14 protein-coding genes are annotated in these 14131 nt (G+C 35.0%); 10 read left to right on the plus strand and 4 right to left on the minus strand.

Going from position 1 to position 14131, the window contains the following annotated elements:
- Positions 1-36 precede the first annotated feature (36 nt).
- The 9 genes from H560_RS0109040 (at position 37) to H560_RS0109080 (ending at position 8161) form a co-directional block, all read left to right on the plus strand.
- Entirely contained in the window at positions 37-621 is a 585-nt protein-coding gene (locus H560_RS0109040) for a TetR/AcrR family transcriptional regulator (RefSeq protein WP_027379749.1), read from the plus strand.
- Positions 622-756: 135 nt separating this feature from the next.
- The gene (locus tag H560_RS21355; RefSeq protein WP_051289249.1) at positions 757-1521 is read left to right on the plus strand and encodes an SDR family oxidoreductase; all 765 of its coding nucleotides are present in this window, start codon (positions 757-759) and stop codon (positions 1519-1521) included.
- Positions 1522-1700: 179 nt separating this feature from the next.
- Positions 1701-2357 carry a hypothetical protein gene (locus H560_RS0109050; protein WP_155844985.1) on the plus strand — a complete coding sequence of 219 codons (657 nt, stop codon included), beginning with the start codon at positions 1701-1703 and terminating at the stop codon, positions 2355-2357.
- 97 nt (positions 2358-2454) lie between these two features.
- A complete protein-coding gene (locus H560_RS0109055) occupies positions 2455-3426 on the plus strand; it encodes an SDR family oxidoreductase (RefSeq protein ID WP_027379751.1) in 972 nt (323 codons plus the stop codon).
- A 236-nt stretch (positions 3427-3662) separates the two neighbouring features.
- Entirely contained in the window at positions 3663-4457 is a 795-nt protein-coding gene (locus H560_RS0109060; RefSeq protein ID WP_034752496.1) for a helix-turn-helix domain-containing protein, read from the plus strand.
- A gap of 107 nt (positions 4458-4564) precedes the next feature.
- Positions 4565-5467 carry an NmrA family NAD(P)-binding protein gene (locus H560_RS0109065; RefSeq protein WP_027379753.1) on the plus strand — a complete coding sequence of 301 codons (903 nt, stop codon included), beginning with the start codon at positions 4565-4567 and terminating at the stop codon, positions 5465-5467.
- 170 nt (positions 5468-5637) lie between these two features.
- Positions 5638-6558: a helix-turn-helix domain-containing protein gene (locus H560_RS0109070; RefSeq protein WP_034752498.1), complete on the plus strand. Its 921-nt coding sequence runs from the start codon at positions 5638-5640 to the stop codon at positions 6556-6558.
- An 84-nt stretch (positions 6559-6642) separates the two neighbouring features.
- Complete coding sequence (locus H560_RS0109075; RefSeq protein WP_027379755.1) at positions 6643-7578, plus strand: RDD family protein; 936 nt, start codon at positions 6643-6645, stop codon at positions 7576-7578.
- A 43-nt stretch (positions 7579-7621) separates the two neighbouring features.
- On the plus strand, positions 7622-8161 hold the full coding sequence (locus H560_RS0109080; RefSeq protein ID WP_027379756.1) for a hypothetical protein: 540 nt from the start codon (positions 7622-7624) through the stop codon (positions 8159-8161).
- Between the two features lie 91 nt (positions 8162-8252).
- Here the strand turns inward: H560_RS0109080 and H560_RS0109090 are convergent, their stop codons facing one another.
- The 4 genes from H560_RS0109090 to H560_RS0109105 all read right to left on the minus strand — a co-directional run bounded on the left by H560_RS0109090 (position 8253) and on the right by H560_RS0109105 (position 13239).
- Entirely contained in the window at positions 8253-9179 is a 927-nt protein-coding gene (locus H560_RS0109090) for a malate dehydrogenase (protein WP_027379757.1), read from the minus strand.
- A gap of 128 nt (positions 9180-9307) precedes the next feature.
- A complete protein-coding gene (locus tag H560_RS0109095; protein ID WP_027379758.1) occupies positions 9308-9859 on the minus strand; it encodes a biliverdin-producing heme oxygenase in 552 nt (183 codons plus the stop codon).
- A gap of 3 nt (positions 9860-9862) precedes the next feature.
- Positions 9863-12079, minus strand: coding sequence for an ATP-binding protein (locus H560_RS0109100; protein WP_027379759.1), 2217 nt, complete (start codon positions 12077-12079; stop codon positions 9863-9865).
- 146 nt (positions 12080-12225) lie between these two features.
- A complete protein-coding gene (locus H560_RS0109105) occupies positions 12226-13239 on the minus strand; it encodes a nucleoid-associated protein (RefSeq protein WP_027379760.1) in 1014 nt (337 codons plus the stop codon).
- A gap of 426 nt (positions 13240-13665) precedes the next feature.
- Here H560_RS0109105 and H560_RS0109110 point away from each other — a divergent pair, with 426 nt between their 5' ends.
- Entirely contained in the window at positions 13666-14064 is a 399-nt protein-coding gene (locus tag H560_RS0109110) for a DUF7674 family protein (protein ID WP_027379761.1), read from the plus strand.
- Positions 14065-14131: the final 67 nt, after the last annotated feature.

The raw sequence follows: 14131 nt of genomic DNA on the forward strand, positions 1-14131 counted from the left end.
TACAATATTATACCTTTGTCTCATCAAAGTAAAAAAATGGCAGGAAGACCAAAAATATTCAATGAGCAGGAAGCGATCCAAAAAGCTACCGAAGTCTTTAGAAATAAAGGCTACGATACAGCTTCCGCAGACGAATTGCTGAATGCTATGGGAATCGGGAAAGGCAGTTTTTACCTTGCTTTCAAAGGAGGAAAACAGGAATTATACGTCCGCTCGATCAGACAGTTTGCAGAAGGCTTTAATCAAAAAATCGGTCAGGCACTTGAAAACGCTGATGATCAGATTGAATTTATCAGAAAATTTTTCTTAGCCCTTGCTGAAGCTGAAGACTGTGATGTTGAGAGGGGATGTTATTTGGGAAACGCATTGGTCCAACTTTCTGAAAAAGATGAGGATATAAAAAAAATAACTGCAGAATTATTAAGAGGCTTACAGAAAATTTTTGCAAAAGCCATCAGAAAATCCCAACAAAAAGGACAATTAAAAACGCAGGAAGATCCTGAAATTCTGGCCTGGCATTTAACCAACTTATGGAACGGAATTCATGTAACAAGAAGAATGGAAAATTCCCCAAAAATTCTCAAATCCATGATCGAAATGAATTTAAGAGTATTGGAATAAAGGATGGAAGCTGGAGGATGGAAGCCGGAAGTATTGACCCTCGAGGATCAAGCTCCCAAATTTTAAATAAAAAAATTTAATCAATTTTGTACTAAATAGTACAATTTATAAAAATAACTTAAACAACAAATTATTATGAACACAACAAACAACACTATTTTAATCACTGGCGGAGGTTCAGGAATCGGATTAGAAATTGCAAAAGCATTAAGCCCTGCAAATAAAATTATCATTGTAGGAAGAAACAAAGAAAAATTAGAAGCTGCAGCGAAAGATTTAGACAATGTTTTCACCATCCAGGCGGATATTACGAATGAAGCGGATATCAACAGACTGGTAGAAGAAGTAAAAGTGAATTTCGGAGGATTGAATATTCTCATCAACAACGCCGGAAATGCTTATGTATACAACCTCGCAAACGACGGAGACGCTTACAGTAAAGCCGTTGCAGAATTTACAACCAATTATTTCGCGCCCATCAGGCTTTCGGAAAAATTTCTTCCTCTATTGAAGCAGCAGAGCGAAGCCGCCATCGTAAATGTTTCCTCAATTGTAGGATTGGTTCCCGGATCTCATGTTCCTACCTATTCGGATTCTAAAGCAGCACTTCACTCCCACACACGACTGTTGAGATATGAACTCGCAAAAGACACCAACGTAAAAGTTTTCGAATTGATGCCACCTTTGGTAAACACGGATTTTTCCGTAGAAATCGGAGGCAGAGAAAACGGAATTCCGGCTTCAGATGTTGCTAAAGACCTGGTAAAAGCACTTCAGGAAGATATTTATGAAGTTCGTGTAGGAAATACAGGTTTAATTTATGACAATTTTTTTACAGCTACAGAGGCGCTTTTGCAACTTTCAATAACTAAAATACCGTCGTTCCTGATTGGGAACTGATTCCATATATTTTATCTCTCGCGGGTTTTTCGTGGGGGATTTTTTTCTTAGTCTTTTTTCTGGTTTTCAGTAATATATATTAAAAAGCAACCAATAACTTTACTTTTAGATAAAAATTTTAATAAATTTATTATCAATAACCAAAGAATATAAAACATGAATAAATTTCAATTATCAAATTGATTGATTTTCGCAGAAGAAAATCTGAAAAAACAAAATTGACTTTCGTTAATAATTTAAAAAAAGAAAACGACCAAAATTCAGATGAAGGTGGTGGTGATTATTGGATAAGTTGTACAAGTGCACTAAATAACATTTTCAGAACAAATGATATAAATTTAATACAAGAAAAAAATCTATACTTAAAAGATAAAATTGAAAAGACATTAGATAATAAAACTAAGAAAAGATTTCAGAAAAATATAGATATCCTTAATAATTTTCGTGAATTTGATTTTAACCACATAAAACCAAATACAACTTTAACCTTTCACAAAAAACCAGATTTCCAAGCATTATATGATATTCATAATATACGAATTGATATTAGACCGTGTATTATATTTTCATATGAGAATAAAGACTTTCATGAAATTGGTGCAGTTTGGTTTATTTGTAAAATTGGTGGTTTAAAAAAAGAAGAGTTAGGAATGTTCTGTGATGTAATGTATAGATATTTAAGAACATACCATTCTTCAGATTATAAGATTAATCCAGATTATTGTGTTGCCATTGATGCATTTAATTGCGCTGATATTAATTATTCCCAAATAATTAATGGAGAAGTACCTAAATTAATTGATAATACAATAGTTGAATTAAAAACTTTTCTCTAATCTTAATTCTGACCCCCACAACAAACAAAAAAAGAACCCCACAACAAAATCCATCCCTCAAATAATCCCCAACTTTGTCATGTAAAATTTAAATAAAATGGAAAAGACAAAGAAAACAGTTTTGGTAACGGGAGGAACAGGATTTCTGGGAGTTCATACCATTCTGCAATTATTACAGCAGGGATATGAAGTAAAAACAACACTTCGTTCCCTGGCAAAAAAAGAAAGCATCATCAAAGCACTGGAAGAAGGCGGAATTACAGATTTCTCGCATCTTTCATTCATTGAAGCAGATCTTACAAGCGACAACAATTGGGACGAAGCCGTAAAAGGCTGCGACTATGTTCTTCACGTTGCATCGCCCTTCCCCGCTCAGGACCCAAAAGATGAAAACGAGCTCATCATTCCCGCGAGAGACGGTGCTTTACGAGTTTTAAAAGCTGCCCGTGATGCCGGGGTGAAAAGAGTGGTTCTGACCTCTTCATTTGCAGCAGTGGGCTACAGCAAAAATATTGAAGGTCATATTTTCACCGAGGAAGACTGGACGGATGTGAATGCTGAACTTCCGGCTTACATCAAATCAAAAACAGTAGCAGAAAAATCAGCTTGGGAATTCATTGAAAGCGAAGGTAACGGCTTGGAACTGTCCGTCATTAATCCGGTGGGGATTTTCGGTCCTGCCGTTGGCGGAATTACTTCTGCATCGCTGGATATTGCTGTTTCAGGCATTTTAAATGGAAATTTGGAATACACTCCTACTTTCACGATGGGAGTTGTGGATGTGAGGGATGTTGCAGACATTCATATCAAAGCAATGCTGAGCCCGGAAGCTGCAGGAGAACGATTCATTGTAACTTCAGACGGCGTGATGAGCTTTTATGATGTTGCCGAACTATTCAAAAAAGAAAGGCCTCAATACACGGATAAAATTCAGAAATTAGAGCCTATCGGGAAAGAATTCTACAAAGAAATGTCAAACGAAAAAGCAAAAACTGTCCTCAACTGGACTCCAAGAAGCCGTGAAGAAGCCTTGTTAGCAAGCACGGATAGTTTGATGATAAATCCGTAAATTTGATATGCATTCAAATTGATTAATAATGACATAGGAAACTGTAGCGTTAAAAAATAGTTTTGTGAACGTTAAGAAAACCCCACTGTTTGAGCGCGAGACAAATTTTAAACCGAAGAAAAATGTTAAATTCGTACGAGTTTTGGGATTTTTAGAGAACAAAATTATTTTTTAGCGAAAGTTCCAAGTTTTGACTTTTTGTTTCTTTTGTATCAAGACAAAAGAAAATTAATGAAATGAAATTCAACAATCTGCAATCCTGCCATCTCGGCCCCGAAATTTCTCCGGAACAGTTTATTCCGGAGCATTTCTTTCTGTTTTTACTGAAAGGTTCCATGACTTCCTACGATGGTCACAAACATTATGAGATGAAACCCGGCGATTACTGTATTGCAAGGAAAAATCATCTGGTCCGGTACACAAAATATAAAGATGAAGGACAGTTTGAGAAAGTGATTATTGCTTTTGATGAATCTTTTTTGAAAAAATTTCTGGAACGACATCCTTACCATGCCGAACCAACGGACAATGATGATTCTTTTTTGTTCATTAATGAAGATAAATTAATTAAGAATTTCGTACAATCGCTGGAACCTTATTACAACGGAACGGAGCAGCTGGATGATACTTTTGTTGATATCAAACGTGAAGAATTACTGATGATTTTATTAAAGAACAATCTAGATCTCAAAGATATTTTCTTCAATTTTAATGTTCCGCATAAAATTGATCTGGAACTGTTTATGAATCATAATTATAAATTCAATATCAGTCTGGAACGCTTTGCTTTTATGACAGGACGAAGCTTATCGACTTTTAAAAGAGAATTTAAAGCAATTTTCAATACCACTCCCGGAAAATGGCTGATGAGCAAACGTCTTCAGGAAGCGTATTTTCTGTTAGCTAAAGAGAATAAAAGACCGTCTGATATTTATATTGATCTGGGTTTTGAGGATCTCTCCCACTTTTCTTTTGTTTTTAAAAAGGAGTTTGGGGTTTCGCCGTCGGAGGCAGCGAAATTGAAGGTTTAAATATTATTACATCCAAAGGTTATTTTTCGGCTACGGAAAAAGTAGATTTGGCTACGCAGGAATTTTGAACAATCCTGAACTTTGTTTCAATAAAAAATTTAAATAAAATGAAAATTATTGTAACAGGTTCGTTAGGAAATATCAGCAAACCTTTAACCGAAGAATTACTTGCCAAAGGTCATGATGTAACAGTGATCAGCAGCAGTCCGGAAAGACAATCTGAAATTGAATCTTTAGGCGCAAAAGCCGCAATAGGAAAAATGGAAGATGTAGATTTCCTCGCAGAAACTTTCAAAGGAGCAGATGCTATTTATGCAATGGAAGCCATTAATCATAAAGTTTTCTTTGATCATGATATTGATTTTATTCAGGCTAATATTCAGATTGCTAAAAATTATAAAGAAGCTATTGAAAAATCAGGAGTGAAAAATATTATTCATCTCAGCAGTATCGGTGCACACATGGATAAAGGGAACGGAATTCTGGCATTTCATCATGAAGCTGAGAAAATCTTAAATGAACTTCCGGAAAATGTTTCTATCAAATTTATGCGTCCTGTCGGGTTTTACTACAATATGCTGGCCTTTATTCCCAACATCAAATCTCAGAATGCCATCATTCAAAACTATGGCGGAGATGATAAAGAGCCTTGGGTTTCACCTTTCGATATTGCATCCGCAATTGTGGAAGAGATGGAAAAACCTTTTAATGGAAGGGAAATCCGCTACATCGCCAGTGAAGAAATTTCTCCGAATGAAATCGCCCAGACTTTAGGAGAAGCCATAGGCAAGCCTGACTTACAATGGATTATTATTTCTGATGACGATTTACTAAATAATTTAGTTAAAGCCGGAATGAATCCTGAGACTGCAAAAGGTTTTGTAGAAATGAATATGGCGAGGCGAGGAAACACCTTATACGAAGATTATTATAGAAACAGACCGGTTTTAGGTAAAACTAAAGTAAAAGATTTTGCGAAAGATTTTGCTGAAATTTATCAAAACAGTTAATTTCTTTAGCCTTGGATTATAGAGATCCTTCGACTTCGCTCAGGATGACATTACTAATACTAATTTTTATAATTAAAGTTTTTATGAGTGTCATCCTGAGCGAAGTCGAAGGATCTTTTTAAACTTGAAAAATTTTAAAATAAGTCATTGAAAACAATTAATTTAGTATCATGAAACAGCCTGTCAGAATAAAAACAATCAGCGAATTCCATCAGTTCCGGGGTCTTCCGAAACCTGAACATCCATTGATCAGCGTGATAGATTACGGTATGATCAGCCATCAGGTTGAAGTGAATGAATTGAGCTGGATTCTGGATTTTTATTCAATTTCCATCAAAAGAACTTCCAATTCCAAGATTAAATACGGACAGCAGGAATACGATTTTGACGAAGGAATGATGTTTTTTATGGCTCCCGGACAGGTTTTCAGCGTGACCATAGATCCTGATAAAAATAAAAGGGAAAAGCATACGGGTTGGATTTTGCTGATTCATCCTGATTTTCTTTGGAATACATCTTTAGCTAAAAACATTAAAAACTATGATTTTTTCGACTATTCTGTGAATGAGGCATTGTTTGTTTCAGAAAAAGAAGAAAAAACCATCCACCAGATTATAGAAAATATTCAACAGGAATATCATTCAAATATTGATCAATTCAGCCAGAACATCATTATATCACAAATAGAAACCTTATTGAATTATGCCGAATGTTTTTACCAAAGGCAGTTTATCACCCGAAAAATTTCGAATCACAAAATTCTTAACTCTCTTGAAGAGCTTTTGAATGATTATTTTAACAACGAAAACCTCATCACCAAAGGGCTACCAAGCGTACACTTTGTTGCCGAACAGCTGAATGTTTCTCCCAGCTATTTAACCGGCTTATTAAAAGTTCTCACCGGGCAGAGCACCCAACAGCACATCCATGAAAAACTTATAGAAAAGGCAAAAGAAAAGCTTTCCACCACTCAATTATCCGTGAGTGAGATCGCTTATGAACTGGGTTTTGAACATCCGCAGTCTTTCAGTAAATTATTTAAAAGTAAGACTAAGGTTTCGCCTTTGGAGTTTCGGCAGTCGTTTAATTAATATCACGCTCTTGTTTAGAGCTATTTTATAGTAATGAGATCAAAAAATTGATTACATTTGACACCTCATTTTAATAGACTAAATATGGAAAAAAATTGGGTACTGTCGAAATTTTGGATAAGAATTTGGGCTATGCTTATCGACTTTATTATACTTGGAATTTTCGGATTTATTTTAGGAATCATTTTTAATACTTATTTTATTTCGATTGGCGAAAAAGCAAAGTTAATTGGCTGGCTTGTTTCATTACTTTATTTTTCAGTTTTGAATTCAAAAATAAATCATGGACAGACGTTTGGTAAAAAACTTATGAGAATTCAGGTTGTTGATATTCAAGGGAAATTTATCAGCTTAAAAACATCATTTATAAGAGCTTTGATTTTTACTACACCATTCTTTCTGAATGGATTAAAGATTAAAGGAATCTCTACATTTTCCCCGGTCACCATTATTCAGGCAATAATAATTTTTACGATAGGTTTAGGAATTATTGTTTTTTATATTTTTAATAAATCTACGAGACAATCTGTTCATGATATAGCAGTAAAGACTTATGTAGTACAAGATTACAGAGATCGTGAATTAAGTGTAATACCCAAGATTACAAAATTACCATATTACATTACCGGCGGCATTTTTTTACTGGTTTTATGTGGATCCCTTTACAGCTATAACAGTAATTCTGAGCTAATGAAACTTCTTTCTGTCTATAAAGAAATTAGTGAACAAGATCATGTAAACAATGCCAGTGTAAATATGACTTATCCACCAGGAAGCAATCAGCGGTACTTTTATACGGTCAGAATTTCTATAGATTATATTCCACAAGATCAGACTATTAATAATCCCCAGCTTCAGGAGGCAGTAAAATCCTTTATCAAAAGTTCTGCTTACGAATCAGATAATGATATTTTAAATGTACTTGTTGTTTCCGGCTACGACATTGGTATCGCTTCAAAATATCAGTCGTTTAATTTTTATAAGCCTATTGCGGAATGGAAAAAAGATTTTAATAAATAGTTCATTTGTAATTTTCCCTTATTTTAAAAGCTAAACTAATTTAATGAGCACAGATAAAAACATCCTCCAGAAAATGTCTAGCCAGGAACTTGAGAAGTATATTCAGCCTGAAAGCAGATATACACAAGAAGCCATGCAATATGCTTATGAAATACTTCAATCAAGGGGTAAAGAATTTAGTGAAGAAGAAAAAGGCAGGATTCAGAGCTTAATTCATTCAACAAAGGAAGCGGAAAAGGTAATTCATCCTAATCATATAAAAGCCGCTGACTTAATGTATATTTCCGGTGCTGTAGGCGTGGGTGGTATTATTTGGAAATACGAATTATTAAACAGCTTACTTTTTATATTTGTTGCAGTGGGAACTGTGGCTTTTATTTTTGGAATGGGCTATTTAATTTCAAAAGGAAATAATTGGCTAAAATATCTTTTAGCAGGGCTTTTTGTTTTAGGGCTTTTTTCCTTACCGGAAGTCATTTTTAATATAAAAGCTGATCCTGTATTAGCCATTATTAATATTGTACAGACCGTTTTACAGGCATGGACAATTATCCTTTTATTTCAAATTCCAAAAAACAATTAATCATTAGCTTAAAATTTAATTTCTTACCGAAAAATACAAAAAGCCTGAAAAATAATTTCAGGCTTCTATATTTAATGAGTTTTTTAAAAACTTAAAACTTCAAATCCCCATTCACTTCTCTTACTGCGTTAGCAGCCTCAGCGAATTTCAATTGCTCATCAGCAGTCAGGGTGATGTTTACGATTTTCTCTACACCGTTTTTCCCGATGATGGCAGGAACACCCAGGCAGATATCGTTTTGCCCGTATTCACCTTCAAGCATTAATGAACATGGGATCATTTTTTTCTGGTCGCACGCAATTGCCTGAACCATTACAGAAACAGCTGCACCCGGCGCATACCAAGCGGAAGTTCCTAATAATTTTGTAAGCGTAGCTCCTCCTACTTTAGTTTCTTCGATTACATATTTTTGTTTTTCATCATCAAGGAACTCAGTTACAGGAACACCGTTTCTTGTAGCTTTGCTCAATAATGGAAGCATTCCCGTGTCGCTGTGTGCTGCGATTACCATCCCGTCTACGTCAGAAATCGGAGCTTCTAACGCTTCAGCCAATCTGTATTTGAATCTTGCAGAATCCAATGCTCCACCCATTCCGATGATCTTGTGCTTAGGAAGACCAGATGTTTTGTGAACAAGGTAAGCCATGGTATCCATTGGGTTAGAAACCACGATGATGATTACTTCCGGAGAATGTTTTACTAAGTTTTCAGTAACTTCTTTTACGATACCGGCGTTGATACCGATAAGCTCTTCTCTCGTCATTCCAGGTTTTCTTGGAATCCCTGAAGTGATTACTGCTACATGAGAACCTGCAGTTTTGCTGTAATCTCCTGTTGTCCCGGTAATTTTCGTATCGAATCCGTTAAGAGATGCTGTCTGCATCAAATCCATTGCCTTACCTTCAGCAAATCCTTCTTTAATGTCTACTAAAACCACTTCTGAACAGAAGTTTTTCATAGCGATGTATTCTGCACAGCTTGCTCCTACAGCGCCTGCACCTACTACGGTTACTTTCATAATATATCTTTTAAAATTTATTTGAATTATTTATTATTTAGTTGAGTTTACAATTTGAAAACTTCCAAATTTAAGAATTCCTGAAAAATTGAGCAATCTTTCAGGAATTTAATTGTGTATGATATAAATTAGTTTACGTTTAATAAGAACGTGTATAGTTTCTTAGCTCCTGATAAAACCTGCTCATAGTTTTCTTCTTTTACTTCAGTATCCAGAACTTCTTTGAAGCTTTTCCACATCGGGCCTGTATTTTCCTGATAGCATCCGAAGAAATTGAAGGTTACATCATCAAAACCTTCTGTTTTAGACAGCTGCCTGGCAATCACATTTCCACCTAGTGTAGAGCCTTCAATAACGTACATTGCTCCCAAAGCTTCATTTTCATTGGCAAATTGCAGTTCATGAGAAGGATTTTGGCGTTCTAAATTCAGACTTTTCAGATCTTTTTCAATTAAAGACAGCTTTTTTCTGCTATCCAACTGAAGCTTATCCGTAAAATTGTCAGAAAGGCTATTAAAAATTTTATCCTCAGCATGAAGAAGCATCAGGTAATTGGTACTGATGATTTTTTTATAATCTTCCAGGGTAAAAGTTTTATTGAAAATTTTTTCGGAATTGAAGAGTTTTTCAGCTGCGTCGTGATATTCTGCAGTGTTTTGTTTAAGAAATTCAGATACCATAAATTAGGATTTGTAATTTCCCAAATTTACGGTTTTTTTAAAGGTTAAAATAAAGGAAGTTCCTTCTTTATTGCTTTCGTAATCAACATTTCCACCAATTCTTTTCATTATGCGATAAACTATGGATAATCCTACCCCGTTTCCTTTAAATTTTTTCGCATTTTCCATTCTGTTGAAAATTTTAAACATCTTATGCTTTTCGCCATCCGGAATCCCGATTCCGTTATCTTTGACGATGTAAACCACTTCATCTTCTTTTTCATAGCCGTGGATCTCCACCACCGGCTGATCCTGATAAGAGGAATATTTCACTGCATTATTGATGATATTTAAAAAAGCCTGGTGAAGCATGGTTTTATCCGCCAAAACATCCGGGCAGTCTTTTATAATGACCTCGGTTTTCGGGCTGTCAAAAGTAATTTTGGCATTTTCTGATATTTTCCGGATAATAAGGTTGGTCTGAAGGCGTTCAAGCTCTATTTCGCTGTATTTTGCACGGCTCAGCTGTAAAACATCATGCATCATCTCCGCCATATTGTCTATCTCTTCAATGATGGAATTGATCTTACTGCGACTTTTTTCCGAGCCGTCTGTAAGGCTGTTTAAAAGCATTTGAGCGTTAAGCTTCATCACCGTAAGCGGTGTTCCCAAATCATGAGAAATGGTGTAAGAGAAGCTGTCCAGCTCTTCATTTACTTTTTTGAGCTCGTCGTTAAGCCTTTTAATGGTATTATAATTTTTGTGTGAAGTTTCCAGGATAAGGTCGCGTACGGTCTGTAACGCGGCGATATTTCTGGAATTCCAACGCTTGGAGTTTCCTTTTATGTTTTCTGTAAAAATCCGGAATGAAGTTCTTGGGGAAATGATTTGCTTTTCTTCTCCGTTTTGCGAAAAGACCTCTATTTTCTTTTCAGGATTTCCTGCCCAGTTAATGTGCTCGTCAAATTCTTTTCGGAACCAGATCAATAAATTATTTTTACTTCTTTCAATAAAATAGATGATGACACCGGCCGCTTTTTCGTCCAGATTAAGATCTTTTCCGTAATCTTTACAAAAGCTACGGCTCAGGAAAATATTATCATCCGTATTTTCATGGGCCCATTGAACAATTCTTTCAATAGTCGCCTGGTCAGGAGTTGAGCCTTCCGTCACGATTTCCTCTTCCGAGATCACGGCAAGACCGTCAGCTTCCGGGAGATTTTTTATTTCAGTTTTATTTTCAATTAATGAATCAAATAAACTGTTATGCTTTAAGAATTCTGTTTTTAACTGTGATGCTTTTTCATTAAGCTGCAGGCGATAGTTGAGTTCATTTTTAGACCTGAACGATGAATATGCGTTTGAGGCCAGTGCCGTAAAAATCCCTGCCTGAACTCTGTCTTCAAGATCAATATGTTTCGGTTCGGAATTCTGACAGGTTACCAGTCCCCAAAGATGATTATCTATAATAATGGAAATACTGAAACTTGATGATGCCCCGGAATTTTTGATGTATTGCCCATGAATAGGCGACATTCCGCGTGATGCTACATAGGTAAGATCAATATTTTCCTGCTTTTTGCTTAGAAGAGGAACGGTTTCCTCATAAACATTGCTGAAAATCCTCTTCCGTTTCTTGAGGTAAAGTTCTCTCGCCTGTCTCGGAATATCAGACTCCGGGTAATGGAGGCCCAGAAAGCTTTCCATATTTCTGTTTCTCTTTTCTGCAATTACTTTTCCCGAACCGTCCATCATGAATTTATAGATCATCATCCTGTCGTAATTCACGATTCTGGCCAATGTGCTTAAAAGCTGGTCCCAGATTTCCTGTTCATTATCTATGATGTAAAAGTTATCATATTTATTGGAAATTCTTTTATTGGGATTCGCTAAAACTTTTTCAAATTCAAGGAAAATATAATTGTTATTTTTAAAAACCGAAAAATGGTATTCCTTACCGTTGATAAATACTTTATCGAAATATGTTTCGTTTTCTCTTCTGGTAAACCGGTTCAGTGAGGTATAAATATCCGATTCTATAATACTTTTAAAGCTTTCCGGAAAATCCGTAAGCTTTTTATCGAAAAGGAGTTCCTTATTTTCGATAGTAAAAATGTCCTCTATATTCCTGCTGAAAAAAGTAATGGAATGGGATTCTGCATCAATGCCAATCAGATAACCAAAACTTTGTATATACCCAGGAATATGTATGGGCTCTTCATGACACTCTACAAAATTCATATAATACTTTGATCTATCAAAGATAACGAATTTTTTACAGCTATAGTATTTTTTCGAGTGAATCAGATACCACAAAAGTGGTATAAACTATGTGAAAACTAACTTCTTTAAAGTTAAAGATTTTTTAACTTTAAAAATATTTAAACTTAACCTTCCTTATCAAAATACAGCATATAATATTTCCCCTTATCATCCTGCCCCTGAGCAATCATCTGCCGGTCACCGTGAATATAAATGTGGAAATTCTTGTCCAGTTTTATGATACTTTTGAAATGTCTCTGGGTTTTCTTTACAGCCGTTTCGTTGATCGGGAATTCTTCCGCGATATTGATCTGCATATCCTGCTCATAATCTGTTTTAAAATTCACAAAACTTTCGATTACATGCTCATCCTGTAATACTTCCTTATTAAATTCATCCAGATTAAACTCTTCTTTTTCCTTAAAGAAATTAATCGATTTATTCAAAAAATCTGCCTGGTCTGCCCTCGAAACTTCAAATTCCTGGGGAAGCTGCTTGGTAATATAATCTTTATACACCATTAAGGCTTCCTGGGTATGGAAATATTCATCATCACGCTGTTTTACTTTCAAAAAATCCTCGAACCAATAATACATGTCTCCGTTTTTGTTGTTATCAACTACAGAAAGTACATATCCGGTTTCCTTATCTCGGTTGTAAATTAATGCAGCTTTATCGATTTTAGACAAACTTATTCCCTGATCTTTCTCAATATCAAAAGTTTCGTTTTTAGGGAAGATCTTTAAGAAAGAATCTCTTTTTTCTGTTTTAAAAATTCCTATTTTATCAATTTTTTCACCGTTTTCTCTTTCCTCTTCAAAATAGACTATGAACACCTCACCGCCCATCACTCTTGGGTTTTCGGCAGCTTCGTAAAGGTGTTTCGCTATATTTTCGGATTCCCAGAGGAATTTTGCCTTGTCATCAAAAATTTCAGATACAGAGCTGTACACGGGATTATTTACCAGGTAAGAATCACTGTAAAAATGGAAAGTCTCCTCAGATTTAAATGACCCCAGAAAATAGTTTTCAAGCATTTCTGCCATGCCCTCATCGAGCTCCAATTCTTCCTGAGACAGAATTAAAGATTCTCCGTTGATTTTATTTCCTACTCTGTGTACTACGATTTTTGAAAACATTGTGTTGAATATTTTGGAGTGCAAAGATATTAATTAAATCAGATAATCAACAGTATTCCACTTTGATAAAAAACTTTTACTTTGATGACAACTTATTTTAAAATAGTGACATCAAAAAGAAGAAGAAAAGTCTGGTTTTTGCCAGAATTTCTCATTGTGACATGAAGCTTTTATTACATTTTACAGCTGTTTCATTACACAAATATTAAATTTGATAATTTAAAAAAGCACTACAAATCAACAGCTTACAAAATCAAAATGAAATAAAATTTTAGTTAAAATTTATTTAAAACAATGATTAATAAAGAGTTTATGACATGCTTACAAGTTCACTAAGCAGTGATGTTATGAATATTTAATTTTAAATTTTTCTTTGATTTTGGTACAGTTTTCGCGACACTACCCATGTTTTGAAAAATCTTAATTATGATGAATGTACAAATGAAAACTATTAACCAAAAAATAGCCATTGAATATTTAAAATTTTTCTATCCGCCACTAAGAAACGAAATCACAGAATTGTCTGTAAAAGACAATTTCGCAGGGATTATTCAGGCGACCATAAATTATCTGAAAGACCTGCTACAGGAGTCCCAGATCAATCTCATCGCTCATCACATCAAGCTGATGGACTGGATCTACAGAAACGGGAATTCCTATGTAAGAACAATGATTGAAAATCTTTTCGTAAGATCATTCGAAAGCTTTAAAAAGCATGCAAAAATCCAGCACTGGAAACTGCTTTATCAGTATATGCCGGTGAGCTTCCAGGTCATTTACAATGATCAGCGAAAGCAGGACAAAATTTTCTTTGGTAAAAATTAATCTAAATTATAAATCCCTGAACATTGGCTGTTCAGGGATTTTTTTACTGTTTAATTCGTGAAAATTT

This window comes from Chryseobacterium daeguense DSM 19388 (assembly GCF_000430825.1).
GTDB classification, from domain to species: Bacteria; Bacteroidota; Bacteroidia; order Flavobacteriales; family Weeksellaceae; genus Chryseobacterium; species Chryseobacterium daeguense.

Excerpts from the sequence above, each read along its gene's own strand:
- H560_RS0109080 (WP_027379756.1), top strand. The coding sequence starts at position 7,622 with ATGAGCACAGATAAAAACATCCTCCAGAAAATGTCTAGCCAGGAACTT.
- H560_RS0109100 (WP_027379759.1), bottom strand. The coding sequence starts at position 12,079 with ATGAATTTTGTAGAGTGTCATGAAGAGCCCATACATATTCCTGGGTAT.
- H560_RS0109065 (WP_027379753.1), top strand. The coding sequence starts at position 4,565 with ATGAAAATTATTGTAACAGGTTCGTTAGGAAATATCAGCAAACCTTTA.
- H560_RS0109110 (WP_027379761.1), top strand. The coding sequence starts at position 13,666 with ATGATGAATGTACAAATGAAAACTATTAACCAAAAAATAGCCATTGAA.
- H560_RS0109070 (WP_034752498.1), top strand. The coding sequence starts at position 5,638 with ATGAAACAGCCTGTCAGAATAAAAACAATCAGCGAATTCCATCAGTTC.
- H560_RS21355 (WP_051289249.1), top strand. The coding sequence starts at position 757 with ATGAACACAACAAACAACACTATTTTAATCACTGGCGGAGGTTCAGGA.
- H560_RS0109105 (WP_027379760.1), bottom strand. The coding sequence starts at position 13,239 with ATGTTTTCAAAAATCGTAGTACACAGAGTAGGAAATAAAATCAACGGA.
- H560_RS0109060 (WP_034752496.1), top strand. The coding sequence starts at position 3,663 with ATGAAATTCAACAATCTGCAATCCTGCCATCTCGGCCCCGAAATTTCT.
- H560_RS0109075 (WP_027379755.1), top strand. The coding sequence starts at position 6,643 with ATGGAAAAAAATTGGGTACTGTCGAAATTTTGGATAAGAATTTGGGCT.
- H560_RS0109090 (WP_027379757.1), bottom strand. The coding sequence starts at position 9,179 with ATGAAAGTAACCGTAGTAGGTGCAGGCGCTGTAGGAGCAAGCTGTGCA.
- H560_RS0109055 (WP_027379751.1), top strand. The coding sequence starts at position 2,455 with ATGGAAAAGACAAAGAAAACAGTTTTGGTAACGGGAGGAACAGGATTT.
- H560_RS0109040 (WP_027379749.1), top strand. The coding sequence starts at position 37 with ATGGCAGGAAGACCAAAAATATTCAATGAGCAGGAAGCGATCCAAAAA.
- H560_RS0109095 (WP_027379758.1), bottom strand. The coding sequence starts at position 9,859 with ATGGTATCTGAATTTCTTAAACAAAACACTGCAGAATATCACGACGCA.